At 47.5% G+C, this 19,954-nt stretch carries 15 protein-coding genes; 8 read left to right on the top strand and 7 right to left on the bottom strand.

The annotated features are described in order from the left end of the window. Positions 1 to 274: 274 nt before the first annotated feature. On the top strand, positions 275 to 1,756 hold the full coding sequence (locus VNM22_11575; protein ID HWP47793.1) for a formylglycine-generating enzyme family protein: 1,482 nt from the start codon (positions 275 to 277) through the stop codon (positions 1,754 to 1,756). Between the two features lie 131 nt (positions 1,757 to 1,887). Here VNM22_11575 and ggt read toward each other — a convergent pair whose 3' ends face one another. Continuing rightward, positions 1,888 to 3,582: a gamma-glutamyltransferase gene (gene ggt / locus VNM22_11570; GenBank protein ID HWP47792.1), complete on the bottom strand. Its 1,695-nt coding sequence runs from the start codon at positions 3,580 to 3,582 to the stop codon at positions 1,888 to 1,890. Between the two features lie 178 nt (positions 3,583 to 3,760). Here ggt and VNM22_11565 point away from each other — a divergent pair, with 178 nt between their 5' ends. The 4 genes from VNM22_11565 to panC all read left to right on the top strand — a co-directional run bounded on the left by VNM22_11565 (position 3,761) and on the right by panC (position 8,264). Beyond that, the gene (locus VNM22_11565) at positions 3,761 to 4,819 is read left to right on the top strand and encodes a hypothetical protein (protein ID HWP47791.1); all 1,059 of its coding nucleotides are present in this window, start codon (positions 3,761 to 3,763) and stop codon (positions 4,817 to 4,819) included. A 4-nt stretch (positions 4,820 to 4,823) separates the two neighbouring features. Then, entirely contained in the window at positions 4,824 to 5,963 is a 1,140-nt protein-coding gene (locus VNM22_11560) for an acetoin utilization protein AcuC (protein HWP47790.1), read from the top strand. Between the two features lie 87 nt (positions 5,964 to 6,050). Beyond that, positions 6,051 to 7,217, top strand: a complete 1,167-nt coding sequence (locus VNM22_11555; protein HWP47789.1) for an LL-diaminopimelate aminotransferase — start codon at positions 6,051 to 6,053, stop codon at positions 7,215 to 7,217. Positions 7,218 to 7,409: 192 nt separating this feature from the next. Continuing rightward, a complete protein-coding gene (panC, locus tag VNM22_11550) occupies positions 7,410 to 8,264 on the top strand; it encodes a pantoate--beta-alanine ligase (protein ID HWP47788.1) in 855 nt (284 codons plus the stop codon). 87 nt (positions 8,265 to 8,351) lie between these two features. Here panC and VNM22_11545 read toward each other — a convergent pair whose 3' ends face one another. After that, positions 8,352 to 9,803, bottom strand: a complete 1,452-nt coding sequence (locus tag VNM22_11545) for an ethylbenzene dehydrogenase-related protein (GenBank protein HWP47787.1) — start codon at positions 9,801 to 9,803, stop codon at positions 8,352 to 8,354. Positions 9,804 to 10,071: 268 nt separating this feature from the next. On the opposite strand from VNM22_11545, the gene VNM22_11540 reads away from it, so the two are divergent. Further along, complete coding sequence (locus tag VNM22_11540) at positions 10,072 to 11,991, top strand: peptidylprolyl isomerase (protein HWP47786.1); 1,920 nt, start codon at positions 10,072 to 10,074, stop codon at positions 11,989 to 11,991. A 102-nt stretch (positions 11,992 to 12,093) separates the two neighbouring features. On the opposite strand, the gene VNM22_11535 is transcribed toward VNM22_11540, so the two are convergent. From VNM22_11535 to VNM22_11515, 5 genes are all read right to left on the bottom strand, one after another. Then, on the bottom strand, positions 12,094 to 13,125 hold the full coding sequence (locus tag VNM22_11535; protein HWP47785.1) for a 2-hydroxyacid dehydrogenase: 1,032 nt from the start codon (positions 13,123 to 13,125) through the stop codon (positions 12,094 to 12,096). Positions 13,126 to 13,182: 57 nt separating this feature from the next. Beyond that, on the bottom strand, positions 13,183 to 14,799 hold the full coding sequence (locus VNM22_11530) for a hypothetical protein (GenBank protein ID HWP47784.1): 1,617 nt from the start codon (positions 14,797 to 14,799) through the stop codon (positions 13,183 to 13,185). Between the two features lie 82 nt (positions 14,800 to 14,881). After that, positions 14,882 to 16,030, bottom strand: coding sequence for a galactonate dehydratase (dgoD, locus tag VNM22_11525; protein HWP47783.1), 1,149 nt, complete (start codon positions 16,028 to 16,030; stop codon positions 14,882 to 14,884). 119 nt (positions 16,031 to 16,149) lie between these two features. Beyond that, positions 16,150 to 17,853 (bottom strand): CHAT domain-containing protein, encoded by a 1,704-nt coding sequence (locus VNM22_11520; GenBank protein ID HWP47782.1) that lies wholly within the window; start codon positions 17,851 to 17,853, stop codon positions 16,150 to 16,152. Positions 17,854 to 18,330: 477 nt separating this feature from the next. Further along, positions 18,331 to 18,591 carry a phage integrase N-terminal SAM-like domain-containing protein gene (locus VNM22_11515; protein ID HWP47781.1) on the bottom strand — a complete coding sequence of 87 codons (261 nt, stop codon included), beginning with the start codon at positions 18,589 to 18,591 and terminating at the stop codon, positions 18,331 to 18,333. 723 nt (positions 18,592 to 19,314) lie between these two features. On the opposite strand from VNM22_11515, the gene VNM22_11510 reads away from it, so the two are divergent. Both VNM22_11510 and VNM22_11505 read left to right on the top strand, forming a co-directional pair. Beyond that, positions 19,315 to 19,551: a DUF433 domain-containing protein gene (locus VNM22_11510; GenBank protein HWP47780.1), complete on the top strand. Its 237-nt coding sequence runs from the start codon at positions 19,315 to 19,317 to the stop codon at positions 19,549 to 19,551. Next, entirely contained in the window at positions 19,548 to 19,904 is a 357-nt protein-coding gene (locus tag VNM22_11505; GenBank protein HWP47779.1) for a DUF5615 family PIN-like protein, read from the top strand. The genes VNM22_11510 and VNM22_11505 overlap by 4 nt, the downstream gene beginning before the upstream one ends. The last annotated feature ends 50 nt before the right edge of the window (positions 19,905 to 19,954 follow it).

Here is a 19,954-nt window from a genome sequence, read left to right as displayed (position 1 = left end):
AAGGATGGAGACCGTCCCCTATGCATCAAGCTAAAAAGGGGGAAAGTCTTTTTTTCGACTTCAACACCCCCTATTCCCCCCTCCAGGGGGGAATTTAACGAGTAGCCTTTAAATCCCCTTAGAGGGGGCAAAGGGCATAGGCGCCAGGGGTGAGGGGAAGAAGCACCTGTTACCGGCATAAGAATAAGAGCTATCAACAGGTTACCCCACCCTATCCCTCTCCGCAGGTGGGGGAGAGAAAGGGAAGGGTTGCCTGCTGGCAGAGGAAGTTGATATGATAAGGTGGTTGGTTTTGATAGTCCTTGTTCTTATCTTGACCCCTGTTCAAGGAGTCCTAGCACAACCTGGAGAAGTTTTATTTTTCGAGGACTTCGAGGGAGGTTCTCGTCAATGGGAAATCCCAGGAAGTAGGGTCCTTACCCAAGAATATGCCTTCGAGGGTTCTCATAGCCAAACCTTTGCCCGGGTAACCCATGGTGGAGATGCCCATACCTATCCCTTCCCTGTGGTACCAGGACAGACTTACTATTTGCCTGTAGCCTATATGACCCTGGGAGGTGGGGGGTATACGGGAGTTGATCTTTTCGATAGATCTCTGCAGAAAATGGGAGAACAGTGGCTCATGGGGGATGGGAGCTATGCCGCTACCCTAAAGAAATTCGATTATAACGTTTTTAATAAAAATCGAGAAGATCCGGGAGTCTGGAAAATGTATACCCAATCCTATACTATTCCCGATCAGGTTTATTTTATTCGTATTAAGACTCAGAACTGGGACATGGGTTTGTCAAATTCGGAGTTGTCTGTAAAAGTTAGGACCGGCTCTCGTAGGGAGTTAAAAATAGCCTCCCGGGCAAATCTTAAACCAGCTTCCATTGTTCCAAAGGACTCAGAGATGGTGTTGATCCCGGAAGGGGAATTTCTAATGGGTTCTTCTGAAAAGGATATCGATGAGGCGATGAAGCTCTGTGAAGAATCCAGAGGGGTAGCTCCCAATATTCAGTGTGATCGGGCCGATTACAAAGATGAAATGCCTCAACACAAGGTCCGTTTAGATGCCTTTTATATCGATAAATACCCTGTTACGAATCGTCAATTTATGAAATTTGTAGAGGCCACCGGGTATAAGACCGACGCGGAAAAAGACAGGATTGGCTTGATTGTCCGGTGGGCAGGAAATTATGAAGGAGAGATTATCACCAGGGAGGACGGTTCTGTAAACTGGCGTTCCCCCTTTGGGCGGAGGAATGAGATTAACAATCTGTTGGATCATCCAGTTGTACAGGTAAGCTGGAACGATGCCGTAGCTTATTGTCAATGGGCCGGTAAGAGGTTGCCTACAGAAGCGGAGTGGGAAAAAGCCGCCAGAGGAACCGATGGAAGGCTCTTTCCGTGGGGTCATGAGCTTCCCGATGCAGGTGGTAAATATAGAGCCAATTACGGTAAAGATCGGGGTAAGGCGGACGGATTTGAATATACCTCTCCGGTGGGAAGTTTTCCCCTGGGCGCTTCTCCCTATGGAGTTATGGACATGGCAGGGAATGTATGGGAGTGGGTGGCGGACTGGTATGATGAAACGTATTATGCGACCAGTCCTGCTGAAAACCCCCAGGGTCCTGCCAGTGGAAAAGGTCGGGTCCTTCGGGGTGGATCTTGGGGAAACCGACCCGAAAGTATTCGTACAGCCGTTCGTCTGAGATCCGAGCCCAACAGCGGAATCAGTTACATTGGATTTCGATGTGCCCGATCTTATTAATCTTCTAGGGGCCTTCACCCGGGGGAAGAGGAGTCGGAGGGATCAGGTCCAAAAAACCGGCCTCAGAAAGCTCTGTCCTGGGTAAATTCCAGGGGATCTATTACTTTCCAGGGGTTCGTCCTATTCCTTTTTTAGTTTCTGACTTGCCTTTCCGGCAGTGGTTCCGGTATGGCGGCACCGTCTTTTCGCGGATCTGAGGCTCCGTAGTTGATTCCCGTAGCAAAATCCCGTAAAACCGCCTGTCCACCTCCCATTTGCGATGAAAAATCCCCACGTAGCAGAATTTGATGCCCTTTGGCTTCCAGCCCGGCGCGGACCTGAGCGGGTATCCGGGCCTCCATCTGTACGTCATAACCCTCAAAGGTCATCTTGGTAAATCGGGCCGCTTCGAGGGCTGCCTGAATGTTCATGTGATGGTCTACAATGTTGGATACGAACTGGGCATGAGCCTGGGCCTGGTTCCAACCACCCATAATCCCGAAGGCAATACGCAAGTTCTCTCGGGTCATAAAGGCAGGAATGATGGTATGTAGAGGACGCTTCCGCCCCATCAGTGCATTGGGATGGCCCGGATCGAAGCTAAACAAACCCCCCCGGTTCTGTAGGGCAAACCCGGTTCCATCGGCTACCAGTCCCGAACCAAAACTCATGTAGTTACTCTGAATGAGGGAAACCATGTTTCCTTCCCGGTCCACAACACACAAATAAATGGTATCATCCCCGATCTGAAACGGTTTACCGGATTCGACCTGAGGGTTGGCCTTGTCCATGTCGATTTGTCTGGCCCGTTGCCGGGCGTAATCTTTGGAAAGAATTTCGGCTACCGGAACTTTACTGAATTTGGGGTCGGCCACATAACGAATCAGATCTGCATAGGCCAGTTTCTTGGATTCAATCAGGACATGCAGGGCCTGGGTTGAATTATGACCGAACTCGGGTATTGGAAAGTTTTCCATCAAATTCAACATCTCCAGGGCGGCGATCCCTTGACCGTTGGGTGGCAGTTCATAGATCATCCAACCCCGATAGGAAGTTGAGATGGGTTCGACCCATTCGCTTGAAAACCCGGCCAGATCTTGAGCGGTTAGAGTTCCTCCCTGACGCTCTGAAAATGTCACGATGCGTTGGGCAATTTCTCCTTTATAAAAAGCATCCCGTCCTTGCCCGGCAATCTGACTGTAGGATCTCGCCAGATCTGGATTTCGGAAGATCTCTCCTACACGAGGCGCGCGACCTTCGGGTAAGTAAAGACGTGACGCATTGGCATCTTCCTGCAAAACAGGCTCACTGGCAAGCCAGGCTCCACTCACCCACTCGGTAACCGGAAAACCTTCTTCGGCGTAGCGAATGGCCGGGGCCAGTACCTCTTTGAACTTCATCCGCCCAAAACGATCCAGGAGTTTATCCCAACCGTCCACCGCACCGGGTACCGTAACCGAATGAATTCCCCGCTGGGGCATAGTAGAAATGCCTTTACTTTTCAATCGGTCGATGCTGAGTCCGGCCGGAGCCCAGCCACTTGCATTCAGGCCATAGAGGCTTCCACTCTTTGCCTCGTAGACCATGGCAAATAGATCCCCACCGATTCCATTACTCATAGGTGCCACCAGACCCATCACAGCGTTGGCCGCAACGGCTGCGTCTACGGCGTGTCCTCCTTGTACCAAAATCATGGCTCCGACTTGGGAGGCAAGGGGATGCTCGGTAGCCACAATACCGTATTTCGAAATAACCATGGATCGAGCCTGCGATCGATCCTGTGCATAAACTTCTCGAGAAAGTATCGTAAGCCCGGCCAGAATGAGACCACCCCAAAATGCTATCATGTTCACTCCTCCTTATGGATAAAGACTGAAGTTATTCTTGATAAACAAACCCGGATTGAGCCGTTCCTATCGATTCCTGACTTAAAATTAACTATAACCACCTTAGAGATTTCAGGCAAGAGAATATTCACCTTCTTCTTTCCTTGACCCCACATTGAGAATTAGCTATAATAATTTCATGAACTCTAAGGAAAATAATATAAGATTAATTTTCTGGGTTTTAATGGGAGTCCTCGTTTTACTCTACCGACTGGATCTGTCCCTTGCCAAAACAGATCGTACTTCGGATTATATTCCGGAGGGTTCGGTTATTACCTTTCTCTTTAAAGCCAATAAAAATGATCCCGGAGTTGGAGCATTGACCGGAAGAGCCCTGGAAAAGCTTAGCGATGGAAGGATATCCAGGCAGACCGGTCAGAACATCCTCTCCCTTATTTCAGGGGAATCTTTGATCGTGGCCTTTCCTTCTGATGCCGGTCAAGGAGCCGATAAACTGGAGTATGGAATCGTAACGGGATATGTTCGGGAGAACTTTGATTTTACCTTTTCCCTCAAAGGGAATCCGGTGAGGATGAAAGCCAAGACGATTCCCGACTTAGAAAACAAGGTCCTGGGTCCTTTAATAGAACAAATGATCCTGAAGGATCAGGGCAATCCGAAAGAATCCTCTAAAGTAGATAAGAGTTTTAATCGCGAGGTGTTTCAAGGGTATCCCATTGTTTCCCTGGCCAAAAAAGAGGGAGTTGAAAGGGGAATTACTGCTTACTCCTTTGGGGATGGTAAGCTTCTGCTGGGTTCGACGGCAGATACTGTTAAGAAACTCCTGCGCTCAAAGGAAATATCCCATTCTTATCCCTTTTATGAACCTTTTATAAAGGGGAAAAACGATGGACTTCTTCTGGCGGATAATAATCAAGGACGATTAACTAAACTCATCCAGAATGATAAAAATCTGGCCGAATTTGGAACGATACTCTCCTGGGGTCAGGTTCATAAAGCTGCCTTATCCTTTGATCTGGTTGATGAAAATTCCCTGACGGGGGTTTTGGATGTCTTTCCAGAAGATCCCGGCCGTTTAGGTTTTTTAGAGAAAGAGATTCAGCTCCTGGGGGCATTTTTAAAGGGGCGTTTATTTCTCGAAGGATTAAGTTGGTCCAATGAGGTACAGAAGCAGGAAGGAAGTGTTCGGATGGAGTTTAAAATTGGAAATCTAAAAAAATATTTCGAAGAGGACTAGGTATATGAAAACCGCTTTTATTTACTCAGATGAATTTGCAAGTTATAGCTATGGTCCTGAGCATCCCCTAAAACCGATCCGGTTAAAGTTAACCTACGATCTCATCCGTAGCTATGGATTGCTAGACCTTCCGAACAGTTCTTTAATCCCGGCCCAAAAGGCCGATCGGGACGAAGTTGCTTTGTTCCATCATCCCCACTATATCCAGGTAGTGGAAGAGGCAAACTCTGGATTTTTGACCTATGAATGGGGACTTGATTTTGGATTGGGTCCGGGGGACAATCCCGTATTTTCCGGGGTTTACGACTGGTCCCTTCTGGTTACCGGGGCCACCCTACAGGCAGCTCGGTTAGTCCGGCAAGGGGAAGTCGATATTGCCTTTAATATCTCCGGGGGGCTTCACCATGCAGCCAAGTCCCGAGCTTCGGGGTTTTGCTATTTTAATGATGTGGTGATTGCCATCTGTTACCTCTTGCAACAGGGTAAACGGGTTGCTTATATTGATGTGGATGTTCATCATGGGGATGGAGTCCAGAATGCTTTTTACGATACCGATCAGGTTTTAACCATTTCTCTCCATGAAAGTGGGTATTTTTTATTTCCCGGAACGGGGTTTGAGTATGAAATTGGTAAAGACCGGGGGAGGGGTTATTCTGTAAATCTTCCTTATTTTCCAGGAGCCGACGATGAGGTGGTAGTATATGGCTTTTTAGAAATAGTGCCTCCCTTAATTAAGGTGTTTCAACCGGATATTCTCATCACCCAGTTAGGGGTCGACTCCTTCCGCACGGATCCTCTGGCCCATGCCAATGTAACGACCCATGGATTTTGTCAGATGGTTACCGAGATGAGGAAATTCGGTCTTCCCTGGATAGCTTTAGGAGGAGGGGGTTATGATCTCCATAACGTAGCCCGGGCCTGGACCCTGGCCTGGGCGATCATGAATCATCGAGAGGCGGATCTTCCCGATGAGCTTCCGGCCGATTACTTATCGGAAGCCGGTCGGTTGGGGTTGCAAGGGACCCAGCTTAGAGATCCTGTGTATAAACTAAAAACCCAAGACCGGGATAAGATCTTGAAGGAGTTGGAGAAGTCTGTGAAATATATCAAGAAGGAAGTTTTTCCTATTATTGGAGCAGGATAGAAGAAGCAAGAAGCAGGGAGCAAAAAGCGCGAGCGGGAGGATCTTGCTTCTTGTTTTTTGTTCCTTGCCTCTTGGCAGAGACCTTCCATGCTAAAAATTCAGCGTGCGGAACGGCTTACAAAGTTACCGCCCTATTTGTTTGCAGAAATTGATAAAATGAAGGCAGAGGCCAGAGCCCGAGGGGTCGATATCATCAACCTGGGAATTGGAGATCCGGACCAACCCACGCCCCCCCATATTATACGGGCTTTGAACCGGGCAGCAGAAAATCCGGCTAACCATCAGTACCCCTCCTACGAAGGACTTCTGGAGTTTCGTCAGGCTGTAGCCCAGTGGTATCAAAACCGTTTTAGAGTCCATCTGGATCCAGAAAAAGAGGTTCTTTCCCTGATCGGCTCCAAAGAAGGAATCGGGCATATTCCGCTGGCTTTTGTTAATCCGGGGGATATCGTGCTGGTTCCAGACCCGGGTTATCCGGTTTATCAGGCAGGAACCGTCCTGGCAGGTGGCATTCCTTATACGATGCCTCTTTTAGAGGAAAATGGATTTCTCCCCGATCTGGAACGTATTCCCGAGGATATTCGGCAAAGGGCCAGATTGATGTATCTCAATTCCCCCAATAATCCAACATCTGCCGTTGCACCGTTGGAATATTTTAAAAAAGTCGTGGATTTTGCCCAACGATATAACATCCTGGTTTGTCACGATGCCCCTTATTCCGAAATGTATTATGACGGGAATCCTCCCCCGAGTTTTATGGAAGCCCCAGGAGCAAAAGAGGTTGGTGTGGAATTTCATTCGCTATCCAAGACCTTTAATATGACCGGGTGGCGTATTGGCTTTGTTGTGGGCCATCCTGAGATCCTGGCTGGTTTGGGTGCGGTTAAAACTAACCTGGATTCGGGGATCTTCCAGGCCATCCAATATGCCGGAATCGAAGCCTTGACAGGAAGCCAGGAATGTGTGGCTCAAATGAGAAAAATGTATCAGGAACGACGGGATGTACTGGTCGATGGGCTACAGCAATTGGGTTTAAAAGTTAATAAGCCCCAGGCGACTTTTTATGTCTGGGTTTCAGTTCCTACAGGATTTACCTCAACCGGTTTCACCGCCCATCTTCTTAAAAATGCGGGAATCGTAACCACACCGGGTAATGGCTTCGGTCAGTACGGAGAAGGGTATATTCGTATGACCATCACCGTAGGCGTGGATCGATTAAAAGAGGCGGTGGAGCGGATGAAGTCAGTTCTGTAGTCGAAGTAGGGAAGTATGGGAGTGTGAGGGTGTGGGGGTGTGGGAGTAGGGGAGTAGGGGAGTAGGGGAGTGGGGGAACGGCTATACCCCCATACTCCCTTACTTCCGTACCTCCATACTTCCCCACTTCCATACTCCCACACTCCCACACCCCCATACCCCCATACTCCCATACTCCCACACTTTTTCACAATGCAAAATCTCCGGGTTATTTCTAGCATTCCAGAAATGCAGGCCCTTGCCGATCAGGTAAGGCGAGAAGGTAAAAGAATTGGCCTGGTCCCCACCATGGGATACCTTCACGAAGGCCACCTGAGTTTGTTACGGGCGGCCAGAAAGGTAAGTGATCTACTGGTTATGAGCCTGTTTGTCAATCCGACCCAGTTTGGGCCTCATGAAGATTATCAGACCTACCCTCGAGATTTTGAGCGGGATCGTATTCTGGCAGCTTCTGAGGGAACCGACATTATTTTCGCACCGACTGCCAGGGATATGTACCCCAAAGGTTATACCACCTGGGTGGAGGTGGCGGGTTTATCGGATAAACTTTGCGGTCAATTTCGTCCCGGACACTTCCGGGGGGTTGCCACCGTGGTCACCAAACTTTTTAATATCGTAAAACCCCATGTTGCCTTCTTCGGTCAAAAAGACGCTCAACAGAGCATAATTATCCAACGGATGGTTCAGGATCTGAACATGGATATTCAGATCGAAGTTCTCCCTACGGTTCGGGAGCCAGATGGATTGGCCCTTAGTTCCCGCAATGTCTACCTGAGTCAGCAAGAGCACCAGGCCGCACTGGTTTTGAGTCGATCCCTGGACCTTGCCCAAAAACTTATTCGAAACGGTGAGCGATCTACCGCCGTTATCCTCTCGAAGATGAGAGAACTTATTGCCCAAGAACCCCTGGTGGTTTTAGAATATGTGGCTATTACAGATCTGACCACACTGGAAGATTTGAAAGAAATCAGTTCCAGGGCACTCATTGCACTGGCTGCCAGGGTGGGAAAAACCCGACTGATAGACAACTGTATAGTTTCCCTATAGTACTTCCTCCTCCCGGCTAAGCCATATCCTGATGGATCTGGGAGGGGTTGCCTCTACTTTTTCTGCAACCTTTTTACGGTGAGGGGTTTAGAATCTCAGCTTATAGACCTCTTTAGCTGTGGCAAACTCTTTGCCGTCAAATACCTTTAAGCTAAAAAAGTATTCTTTACCCTCTTCAAACTTGATATCGTCCGGGTGTCCGGTATTGAAAGCTCTGGAGAATTCTACGGTCCAGATACCGTCTTTATAGACACCTTTAGCTTGAATATCACCACGACTCCCGGTGAAAGGGGCAACGAGATAACCTGGGATGAAGTCTCCCTTGTTATACTTCTTTTTTGGATTAAAGGCCACGGCCTCACCGGCCAGGAGGACCGGAAGGCCCGTCTGTTCCTTATCGGGATTTAACATGAAGAGGGGTCTATTTTCCTGTTCTTGAATATTAGGCGTATAACCATGGCGATAAGCTTCCACCCCATCAATTTTAATCTTGGTGGCATCCATGGCATCCGGTTTTCGTCCATCTGAATTGGGATCCTGACCGGGTCCCAACATCCAATCGTCTGCCTGTCCTACAGGGTTACTACGGGCGGCTCGCCAAATCCAGAGATCTGCCAGTTCTGCGGGAGTATTGGTATGCATGGCTTTGGCCTTATGGCACATGGCCGTACACCCTCTGTCCGAAGTTGAGAAGGGAGGAATGGATGTCATTGGGAAGATAATAGCCAGTCGATCTTCTTCTTCTTTACCAGGCTCCCAGGTCGTTCCGTTATAAATCCAGGGCCTGTGTTGAATCGATTCGGTCTGGCTGGCATCTTTCCAAATGGCCAGGAGGTAGAGTCTGCTATCCTTTTGAAGAGCCTTTAAAGTAACTGTAGGCCCTTCTCGGGCCTTTATCTCGGTTGCAACCTCTAAAGGCCTGGCCTGTGCCCAGGCCGGATCTTCTGCCACTCCGTCCACAGTGGGAGGATTATCTGTTTTTACCGCCTGAAGGAGGGTGGAAGTGATCATCTCCAGGGTCTCCTGGGCTAAGTCTCGAATATCCTGATCTGGATCTTGAAGGACGGTTTTTAAAAGCTCGATACTCCTGGCATCTCCCAGCTCGGAGAGAATGGCTACGGCAGAAAATCTGATCTCTTGACTGGGATCTTTTAAAGCTTTGGCGAGGAGATCTAAAGCCTTTGGATCCCCGAATTTGTATAAAGCTCCGGAGGCAATAAGTCGGACACTGATATCCGGATCTTTGAGGGCTTTCAGGAAGGCATCTCGAGATTTTTCATTGCCCATTCTGAAAAGGACGATAGCTGCCGCACTCCGCACCTCTGCAGTCTTGTGTTTTAGCATGATTTCTGCCAGGGGCTCGATAAGAGTCGGGTCTTGATATTGCCCCAGGGCTTCTATAGCTTCTTCCCTTTCATCAGGGTCGTCACTCCGGAGCCGTTGGAGAAGATACTCCGCTTCTTCAACGGCATAAGGAATCGTAAAGGGAAGTAATAGACTTAATGTCAACACCCCTATAACCAGATACCATCGTTTCATAAGTTTAATATAGTAATGCGGACGACTTAAAAAAACCATTTTTTGTTGCGATTTTTTAGAAGAAGACTATAATATAGTAACTGTTCACTACAAGTGGAAGAGCAACCCCATAGCGTTGCCCAATCTTCAGGTAACCTCTTCACGAGGAACAGGTATAAGACTGGAGTATCCTGAAGATTTAAGGATTATTCTTCATCTTCGTGAGTTTAAGCGTTGGGATATCCTTATAAAGAGATGAAGATAAGAAAGTAAGGAGGAACTTGGAACCATGCTCGCGGCCATGCGAAATAATATCAAAAAATTAAGTATTACCCTCTGGCTGGTAATAGCTTCCTTTATTCTGACTATTTTTCTGGTTTGGGGTAAAGGATCTTTGGGTACCGGAGGGGCGTCCAATATAGTTGCCACGGTGGAAGGCAAAGAGATTCATCAGCGAGAGCTGCAAATGACCCGTAATCGGCTCTATAATTTCTACCGGAACCTTTATAAAGATAAATTTACAGAAGATCTTGTTAAAAACCTAAATTTAGAGAGAATGGCTTTGGAGAGCCTGATTGAAAAGGAATTATTATTGGCCGAAGCTGAAAAGCGGGGGATGAAAATCTCTGAAGAGGAGTTATTGGATACCATTACCAAGTACCAGGTCTTTCAGAAGGATGGGAAGTTCGATCCTGATCAATATAAGTTTGTTTTGTTAAGGTCGGGAATAACCCCCCAGGAGTTTGAAGAGAGTATTCAAGAGGATTTACTTATTCAGAAGCTCGAGGCTGCCATCCAGGATGGGATTAAAGTTTCTGACAAGGAAGTAGAACTGGAGTATCGGCTCCAAAATGAGAAAGTCAAGATAGAATACGTTGCCATCAAACCGAGTACTTTTCAGAAGGATGTAACCGTAACCGATGAGGAAATCGCCAGGTACTATGAAGACCATAAAGAGGATTTTAAAACCCCGGACCGGGTCCGGGTCAATTATCTGTATATAGACCCGCAAACCTTTACCGATCAGGTGACCGTAGAGGAGTCCGAGATCCAGGATTATTTTGATCAGCACAGGGATCAATTTCCGAAAGAAAAACGGATAAAAGCCCGTCATATTCTCTTCAAGATCCCCCCGGGGGCAGACCCGGAGAAAGAGCAGGAAGTTAAGAAAAAAGCCGAAGAGGTTTTACAAAAGATTAAAGAAGGTGCGGATTTTGCTGCCATGGCCAGGCAGTATTCTGAAGAACCCGGAGCCGCCGAGAATGGAGGAGATCTCGGATATTTTACCAAAGGAAAAATGGTCGAGCCCTTTGAGAAAGCCGCTTTTTCTTTGAAGAAGGGTGAAGTGAGTGACCTGGTGAGGACGGAGTTTGGCTATCATATTATCAAAGTAGAAGATGTCCTTGGCGAGAATCCGTATGAAGAAGCCAAGCCCGGGATTCAGACCATTCTGAAAAGGGAAAAAGCCCAGGAGGTGGCCCGTCAGCGGGCGGATGAAGTCTACCAGAAGGCCCTGGAAACCAAAGATCTCAAACAGGCCGCTGAAGCCACAGGTTTACCTCTCAAGACCAGTAACCTGTTTGCCCGTATGGAACCGGTCGGTCCTGAAATGGGGATCCTGATTCCTTTTCAAGAAGCTGCTTTTACCCTTTCTCCTGGAGAAATCAGCCAGGTGGTAGAAGTGCCGGGTGCCGGATTTTATATCCTGCAGCTTGTGGAGAAAAAAGACTCCTACATCCCCTCCCTGGAAGAAGCCAGAGAACAGGTTAAAGAGAAGATTATAGACAATAAGGCCACAGAGTTGGCCGAGAAAAAAGCCAACGAGTTCCTGGCAGAACTTAAAGCCGGGGCTTCCTGGGAATCTTTATTGGAAAAGTATCAATTAACCCCGGTTAAACCGGAACCCTTCAACCGACGATGGTTTCTGAATGATATGGCCGAAAAATCAGAAGAGATCATTCATACGGCCTTTTCTTTAGAGGTAAATCAGGTCAGTGATCCCATTAAAACACCCGGAGGTTTCGTCCTTTTAAAGGTCGTAGAAAAGCCCGGAATCGATGAAAAGAAATTCCAGGAGGAGAAGGAAAACCTTCGAAGGAGCCTTCTTCAACAGAAGCAGAGTACGGCCTATCGGGAGTTTATAGAAGAACTCAAGAAAAAGGCCAACATTAAACCTCCCTTGAACCAACTGCTTCAGTCCAGAGCTTAGATTGACCCCGGGAGTTTAAAAAGAAAGAACGGTAGATAGGACGCCCTGCAGAGCGTCTTTACGAGATATGGTAAATCCTGTATCTCCGTTCTTTCTTTTGTTTTATTTTCCCACATACACCACGTTCTTCAACGGCTGTCCGTGGTATACCCGACTTATATTATCTGCTATATCCCGTAAACGACCTTGAAGGGTACTTTCTGCTCTTCCAGAAATATGCGGGGTCATAATCACGTTATCCAGATCCTGAAAGGGGAATCGAGAGGGAAAGCACTGCTCGTCGGAAGTGGAAGGATACCCCCGAGGATACCGGTACCACACATCGAGAGCTGCCCCTGCAATCTTCTTTTCCCATAAAGCCTGATAAAGAGCCTCTTCATTCACAATTTCGGCCCGGGCAATGTTGATTAAATAGGCGGTAGGTTTCATCCTGTTAAATTCCCTGGTTCCGATGAGACCCCGGGTTTCTTCGGTAAGAGGGCAGCAGAGAACGATAAAATCGGCCTGGCTCAGGAGTTGAGGTAAATCTTCTTTCCCTCCAAGGAAATCTATCTGGGGAGCTTTGGAATCCTGAATTCCTTCCTTACCGTGTTTTCGGATGGCCCAAATCTTCATGGAAAAAGCCCGCGCCCTCACGGCAATCTCCCGACCAATGTGGCCGAAGCCGATAAGACCTAAAATCTTGTTTTGCAACTCTCCTACCAAAGGCTCGGCAAAAAACGGCTTATGACCCCAGAAACCCCGTCTTAGATCCGCATCGTATTTTTTGAGTTGTTTACTCAAAACCAACATAGCCATCAGGACAAATTCCGCAATACTGACTTCATGGTTATAGACATTGGCCAGAACAACACCTGGAGGAAGCGCCTCTAAGTCAAAGGCCTCTAAACCGGCGAAAGGAGCCTGAACCAGTCGGAGTTTCTTTGCAACTGCCCCCATTTTCTTTGTAAAACCGGGCGCCACCAGCACGTCGGCTTCTTCTATCAAAGAGAGAGCTTTCGGATCCTCCAGTTTTCCCGGAACAGGAATAAATTCACAAGGTACTTGAACCCTTGCCTGGAGACCCTCCAGGGCAGTAACCGCCATGTTCCCAAGTAAAAGAACTTTTAAAGATTCTCTTTGAGTGTGACTCATAAGCGTCGACCTCTCATTCTGTTTCTGTTAGCTTATCTTTTCGATTATTTAAGGGACCTATGGGCATTGATTTTCCAGATCGTACAACTTTACCTTTGCGTCCTGATAAAGCAAACGACCTTCCGGGACGTTGGTAAGGGTGTCCGTAATCAAGTATTTAATATAATAGTCACAATAAAGTAAAGGGTATCGCTGATCGTTAAGAATTTGTAATAGCTTTTGATCTTTGTTGTTGACACTGGTAGGAATTCGAGAAGCATAGCCAAAGGCCATAGGTTTTTCGTGAATGGTTTGATAGTAAAGTGCCAGAGTAGGTCGGGCGGTGGTATCGATGATCCCCCCGGTATCCGGTAAGTCCTTCAAAACCTTCACGTAGTCCGGTGCATTGAGTTTAGAGGCCGGAATGGGTTTCGGTAGATATTCCAGGAAAAGCAGGATCAAGAAGAATCCTGTCCACCCTCGCTTTCCGATAAATCCATGGAAAAGGGATTTAAATCCTGCAGCGCAGATAACTGCCGCGCTGAGTATGGGGATAACCATCATCCGTACGGGAGCACCGGAAAGTTTTATCGGAGGGAATACCACTTCCAGCAGGGCATAGGGCAATTTTATGAAGGGGATCCCCTTTCCCCCTACCTGCAAGACGGGTCCCAGACTCAGGACGGTAAAGAAAACGAGGATAAGGTACCAGAGTCCTAAATCCCGGAGTGGAACTTTATGCCTCCGGATCCATACCAACATCAGAAGGCAGAAAACGGAAACACCGATATGAACGCTACTTTCATCGATATTACCGGGTAATTTGGACCAATAAAACCGGGTTAAATGGGCAAAGCGCCAATGACCTCCGGGGATGAAAGGGGCCAGCAGGTCCAGGGAATATTCCTGGGGTTGGTGGGCACCTATAAAGGGATCTTTCCTGTTTACGAGCAGCAAGGAAATAACCAGAGGTCCTGTAGTCAGGAGGGTAGCCGTAAGGAAGATTATCAGAGAAGTTAAATACGCCCTTCTGAGAAAGAAAAAGAGATCCTTTTGGAAGGCATACCAGATCAAAATCAAAAAGCCGATCAAAACCGAATAAAAAAAGTAATAATAATCGCACAGAATAACCGCAAAGAGTACAAAGGCAGAGGTCAGGGCCATCGCCACGCCGGGTTTGGTAACCCATCGGTACCAGCAGAGTACAAAGAGAGGGATCCATTCCAGAGATTCCAGGTTCAGGTGTCCCTGGGCATGGGCAAAGTGATAATTGGAGAAGGTAAATATATAGCCTGCCAGGAGGCTACCGCCGTAAGACCGGGTGAAATAATAGGCTAGTAAAAAAGCGGTCAGTCCGCCCATAACGAAGGAAAAAATAACGATACAATTGTAAGCTTCCGTCAGCGTCAAAAATTTTAGCAATCCTGACGCCATGAAACCGTTGAAGGGATTCAAGGTATGTCCCAGGAGGGTCATATCGGACGGATAGCGGAGATAAATTGTATGCCAGGGGGATTGATGAAGCTGGGTGACGGCCTTATGGACCCACCACAGATTCCAGAGATTCTGTAATCCGTCCCCTTGATCTGCAAACAAATGGGTAGAGAATAATCCGATAAGGGGGTCGTTAAGGATCCAGAAAAAGATCAAATAGAAAAGGATGGGGAGCAATCCCATCTTGGTTACAAGGGACACTCCCCCCTTGAGGTTACCTTTCACCATGGATTCAGGCCGGTAGCGCGAGGGTTCGCGCTATCGGGAAAGATAAACAATGAGATTAAGCAAAATCCTTTTCCCATCCCTCACCCCACATATTGAAGAAGGCATCTTCCAGGTAGGGATGTTCCTGGATAACTTCTTCATTGAGTTCGACACCGATGCCGGGCCTGTCGGGAATGGTGATATAACCATCCTTGATTTCCAGAGCTCCTTTAACCAGTTGACTTTTCCAGGGGACATCAAAATCATCCAGGCACTCCTGAATATAAAAATTGGTCAGGCAGGCATCTATCTGAACGGCCACTGCCGTAGAGATGGGCCCGTTGGGATTGTGGGGAGCGACGGTCATATAATAAGTATCGGCCATGGCGGCGATCTTTTTGGTTTCCAGAATTCCTCCGGTGTGAAGGATATCGGGTTGGATGATGCTGGCGGCCTGGAGTTCAAAGAGTCTTCGGAATCCATATCGGGTATAGAGGCGTTCACCGGTTGCGACGGGGATATTGATTTTATGGGCCACCAGAGCCATGGCGTCATGGTTGTCGGGTGGAACCGGTTCCTCGTACCAGCCGGGTCGATAAGGTTCCAGTTCCTTAGCGATTTCGATGGCGGTCATGGGGCTGAATCTTCCGTGGACCTCTATGAAAATTTCTATATCCGGACCTACGGCATCCCGAACCGCTGCAACAATATCGATGGACTTAACTTTTTCCTGTCGACTCATTTCCCGGCCTGCGGAGCCAAACGGATCAAATTTAAGGGCCTTATACCCTTTTTCAATCACCCGTTTAGCCCGTCGGGCAAAGTTTTCTGGAGTTCGTTCCCCGCCGTACCAGCCGTTGGCGTAGGTGAGGATTTTGTCCCGGCAGCGGCCTCCGAGGAGATTGTAAACAGGTTGTCCTAAGGCCTTTCCCACAATATCCCAGCAGGCTATTTCGATCCCGCTCATGGCCGTAAGGAGAACCGGTCCCCCGTGCCAGAACTCGTTACGATACATACGCATCCATATCTCTTCAATGTTGAAAGGATTTGCCCCCACAACGTTCCGCCGCTTCAACTGGTGAATGGCTGCTTCTACTGCTTTCTCTTTCCCTTCCAGAGTGGCCTCCCCCACACCGGTGATTCCCTCATCGGTAGAGATTTTCACAAAAAGAAAATTCCGCCACCGGGTACCTGTCAGGAATGTTTGGACATCGGTGATTTTCATGGTTCTTTCTCTTTATCCTGCGGGCTTTGCGCCTGCTTAGCGTCCCGGGCGGCTTAATTTTAACCCCGGAATCCCTGAAAGGCGTAAAGTTCGCAAAGATGTAGCAGGGCTATGGTTTTCTACTTAAATCGAAACATTGGATTTCCGTATAACATATAACTTCCCCAGTTTAACTCTTTGTAGCCGAATTTTCGAATCATATCTTTTCTGGCTTCAACCAAAGATTCTCCGATAGTTCTTTCCTGGAGGAGTTTTTCATAGAATTTTCCGGCAAAAAAAGCTCCCGGTGAGTCGTTGATTTGCCAGAAGGTTCCGATATAGTTAATAAGACCCGCCCGCAGGAGAGCTTCTGCGACCCCGTATTTATCCGTATGGTAAATCGGCTCAACAACTCCGGCTTCACAGGCATTTGAAAAAAGCAATGCCGGAAGGCTGGATAGATTTACCAAATCCCGGGCGCGCACCCTTCCCCCGTCCTTAAATATCCAGGCACTTTCAGAGGGATCTCGCCGATCAAAATAGGCATGTCCGGCATAATGGACGATATCGTAGGTTCCTGAACCTAATTGAGCTAAAACCTCTTCAGCAGTGTTGTCTTTGGGTCCTATTTGGGTGGTTACCTGAACTCCCTGTAAAGAGTTCAAAAACCTTGAAAGGATCCTTGCCTCCTCGGCAGCTCCCGGGAGATCTGCAGTGGGATCCCCTATTAAAAGGAAGTCTAGCTTACCTTTTATCTTTCTGCGGGCCAGCCACTTGGTAACCGGGGCATCAATCATAAGCTGTCGGCCAATGGGGAAGTTGAGTCCCAGAAAACCCGGACAGTCTGGGCGATCGGTGTACATAAGCTCCCAGGGAATAGAAGCTGCATAGGAATCTAAGGATAACGCGATGGGACGACCCTTGCAGGCCAGGATAACCTTCTGGATATCTTCCGGGACCACCTGGTCAAAGAGGAGTTTTCCATGGGCTTTTTGAATTTCTTCGGCCTGAGGTTTTCCATACGAATCCTCCAATTTCTTCCGGATGCCTTCGATGATTTTTGGAGAGATGACTTGCTCCTTACGCAGGGTAGCCGACTCTCCCAGGGCAGAAAAAATAAGTTTGGTTCCCTCGGTTCGAATTACAATATTTAAAGGAGATATTTTTTCCTTGGTCGGTTCGGCCTGGATTCCGGTCAAGGCACATTCAGAAAAGGAGATATCCAGTTTTTGAGTTAAGAGATCACTTTTCAGGAAATTCAAAAGGACCTCTCGGATTTTTCGATATTTCTCCTCATTGATCTCGGCCAGGGTCATTTCCTGGATCCTGCCGTCTGGATCATAATTCTGTAGTCCTTCATAGATTCCGTATATAAGGGTTCGAGTCGCATCTTCTACCGATAAATTTCCTGCATTGGAGCCCATTAAAACAATACCGAAATCATAAATTTTGGTACTTACCAGCCCTTTGATAAGATTCATTCCCACCAGTCTCAAACTATCCTTGGTAAAGCTGGAGAAGTTACCCAATCCGGCCAGTATCACCGTAGAAGCGTATAACCTGGTTCGGTGTGTTGGAATAAAGAAAATCTCCCCCAGATTTCCACTGATCATCCGCCGATTCTCGAAATCATTAATAATCGATCCAATGGCCTGATCAACGGCAAGTTCTGCACTACGGGGGGCAACGCCTTTAAAGTGTCCTACAACCAGTGCGGAAGCGTCCACTTCTGTAATAGACCCTAAGGCCAGCCTTAAAGAAAGCCTTCGAGGTTTTGAAAGGGAGGAATTATTCCGGCCTGGAGTGCCGGAGGGCAGGTTTCGCTGTGTGGGTAGTGTGGGCATACGCTATATTCTCCTTTATAAAAAGTAAAAACTACCAACCCCTCAAAACAAATGTAAAGTCTACGAAATCTGTATGACTAACAAGTGTTAGCATGAATGGAAAGAAATGTCAACGGGATTTTAGGCGAGCTATCAGTGCTAATCAGTTGGGGATAGGTAATTCTTGTTGTACAGCCCCAGCGCACCATGACCTTAAGTTAAGGCCCCCTTCCTGACCTTCCCCCGCTACCGCAGGGGAAGGAACGCTGTGGTCCAAGTCCACTCTCCTGCGAAGCGGGGGAGGAAGAGGGTGGGGGTGTTTTTGTCTTTAACAAGGACTTCCACCCTTAACTTAATACTACGGCCCCAGCGGGGCAATCTAATTATAGCAGGGAAAGTCAAAAGATTTTGCTATGAATAGATCACTCCTAACGGAACTAAGATACCGACTAAATTGACCCGGATCCTTAGGCAGGATAGCGTTTGCCGACGGGAGTTTTAGCCCAGAAGAATTTTTAAGCCAGAACCATCAAAATTTTTACATCCTCTCTGCCGGACTGATGACTCCCTACACGTAAAGACCCCCGGCAGCTTTTCAGGCTTTTTTGCCTGTTCTACGTGTAATTGGTTGAATTTAATTCCCAAAACCTCTTTGTAGAGAAACACAATAGCATTTAATGCCTGATTCTGCGTACTGACCACCACGGTTTGCTCACGGGCCAGATGGGTTATAAACTCCTCCACCTCCTTTGCCCCCATTACTCTGTCAAGGGAGACACTTAACCTACTGTTTCCCAACAAGAAACATCCCCCTGAGTAGGTTAAACGTCCCCCTTGACAGTAAATAAAGCGTTTATTCCCATCCACATAAGCCAAATCTTAGCGTTTGCTGTAGGGCTTGTGGGACGGAGGGTATTGTGTAATGGATCGAGCAGTTTGGGTTTTTCTGGCATGGTATTCCTCCTTTTCACAGTAAAAAATAAACTCATGTCAACCGAGACGGTTAACTACCGAAATTAAGGCGCATTTTTTGGAAAAAAATATAGTCGAGTTTTGGAAAAAAGAAATTTTTTCTTTACAAGATTTGTTTTGTAATTTTAAAATGAACTAGCTTAAGTGACGATGATTTTTGTTTATCGAGTTGTAGAGTAGCTCCTCGTGCAACATCGTATAAAAGTGTAATATCTTGCGGTGTAGTTTTCGGTATGAATATTTCAAAGAATAGAGGGGTAAAATTCTACCGAAGCATGGAGAAGTTAAGGGGAAACCACGACTTAGGATATAAGTAAATCAGGGAAATACACTCGAGAAGAGGTCTATTAAAAACAAGGAAAAGGACGCTTTTGGTGTGTAATGTCTGAATTTCCTGGAGAAATACTCCTAAAATGGGGTAATAGGGATAGTCCAGAGGGCTGGATATTCGGACACTTTTGGTGTTTATTTCATGTTGGGCGGGCATAGTAGTTGTGAAAGGTGATTCATATGGAAAAGCAATTGATCGTATCAAATCCCAAAATTATGATGGGCAAACCTGTGGTCGCAGGCACGCGCATCACGGTGGAACTCATTCTGGAGAAATTGGCGGCAGGGGAAACCATCGAACAGATTCTTGAGGCCCACCCTCGGCTGACACGCGAAGCAGTGCTGGCAGCTATCGCCTTTGCCAAAGAAGCCTTGCGCGCTGACGTGATTTACCCTGTGGCTGAGACGGAAACATGAATTTCGTGGCTGATGAAAGTGTTGACCGTCATATTGTTGAGCGTCTTCGGCGAGATGGTCATGTGGTGTGGTATGTTGCCGAAATGGAGCCAGGAATATCCGATGATGTTGTTTTGGCACGAGCGAATCAGGAAACCGCTTTGCTACTGACTGCGGATAAGGATTTTGGGGAGATGATCTTTCGTCAGCGTCTTTATGCACACGGGATTATATTGATACGCCTGGCAGGACTATCACCTACCCGGAAGGCAGAGATAGTGGCTTTGGCGATCAATCAACATGCTGCCCAATTGCCACGTGCCTTTGCCGTTATTGCGCCAGAAATCTTTCGCATTCGCCGCTTTGATGAGTAATGCCCGCCCAACAAGCGCTTTGAGCGGACGGCTTCGCTGCGCTTAGCCGC

The organism is Candidatus Limnocylindrales bacterium, from assembly GCA_035559535.1.
Classification (GTDB): domain Bacteria; phylum Moduliflexota; class Moduliflexia; order Moduliflexales; family JAUQPW01; genus JAUQPW01.
The sequence above is the reverse complement of the archived record's forward strand: the minus strand, read 5'-3'. Positions and strand labels throughout refer to the sequence as shown.

What these genes read in the sequence shown, in the direction of transcription:
- dgoD (HWP47783.1), bottom strand. Translation starts at nt 16,030, where the DNA reads ATGAAAATCACCGATGTCCAAACATTCCTGACAGGTACCCGGTGGCGG.
- VNM22_11560 (HWP47790.1), top strand. Translation starts at nt 4,824, where the DNA reads ATGAAAACCGCTTTTATTTACTCAGATGAATTTGCAAGTTATAGCTAT.
- VNM22_11505 (HWP47779.1), top strand. Translation starts at nt 19,548, where the DNA reads ATGAATTTCGTGGCTGATGAAAGTGTTGACCGTCATATTGTTGAGCGT.
- VNM22_11510 (HWP47780.1), top strand. Translation starts at nt 19,315, where the DNA reads ATGGAAAAGCAATTGATCGTATCAAATCCCAAAATTATGATGGGCAAA.
- panC (HWP47788.1), top strand. Translation starts at nt 7,410, where the DNA reads ATGCAAAATCTCCGGGTTATTTCTAGCATTCCAGAAATGCAGGCCCTT.
- VNM22_11540 (HWP47786.1), top strand. Translation starts at nt 10,072, where the DNA reads ATGCTCGCGGCCATGCGAAATAATATCAAAAAATTAAGTATTACCCTC.
- VNM22_11545 (HWP47787.1), bottom strand. Translation starts at nt 9,803, where the DNA reads ATGAAACGATGGTATCTGGTTATAGGGGTGTTGACATTAAGTCTATTA.
- VNM22_11575 (HWP47793.1), top strand. Translation starts at nt 275, where the DNA reads ATGATAAGGTGGTTGGTTTTGATAGTCCTTGTTCTTATCTTGACCCCT.
- VNM22_11565 (HWP47791.1), top strand. Translation starts at nt 3,761, where the DNA reads ATGAACTCTAAGGAAAATAATATAAGATTAATTTTCTGGGTTTTAATG.
- ggt (HWP47792.1), bottom strand. Translation starts at nt 3,582, where the DNA reads ATGATAGCATTTTGGGGTGGTCTCATTCTGGCCGGGCTTACGATACTT.
- VNM22_11555 (HWP47789.1), top strand. Translation starts at nt 6,051, where the DNA reads ATGCTAAAAATTCAGCGTGCGGAACGGCTTACAAAGTTACCGCCCTAT.
- VNM22_11535 (HWP47785.1), bottom strand. Translation starts at nt 13,125, where the DNA reads ATGAGTCACACTCAAAGAGAATCTTTAAAAGTTCTTTTACTTGGGAAC.
- VNM22_11520 (HWP47782.1), bottom strand. Translation starts at nt 17,853, where the DNA reads ATGCCCACACTACCCACACAGCGAAACCTGCCCTCCGGCACTCCAGGC.
- VNM22_11515 (HWP47781.1), bottom strand. Translation starts at nt 18,591, where the DNA reads ATGGGGGCAAAGGAGGTGGAGGAGTTTATAACCCATCTGGCCCGTGAG.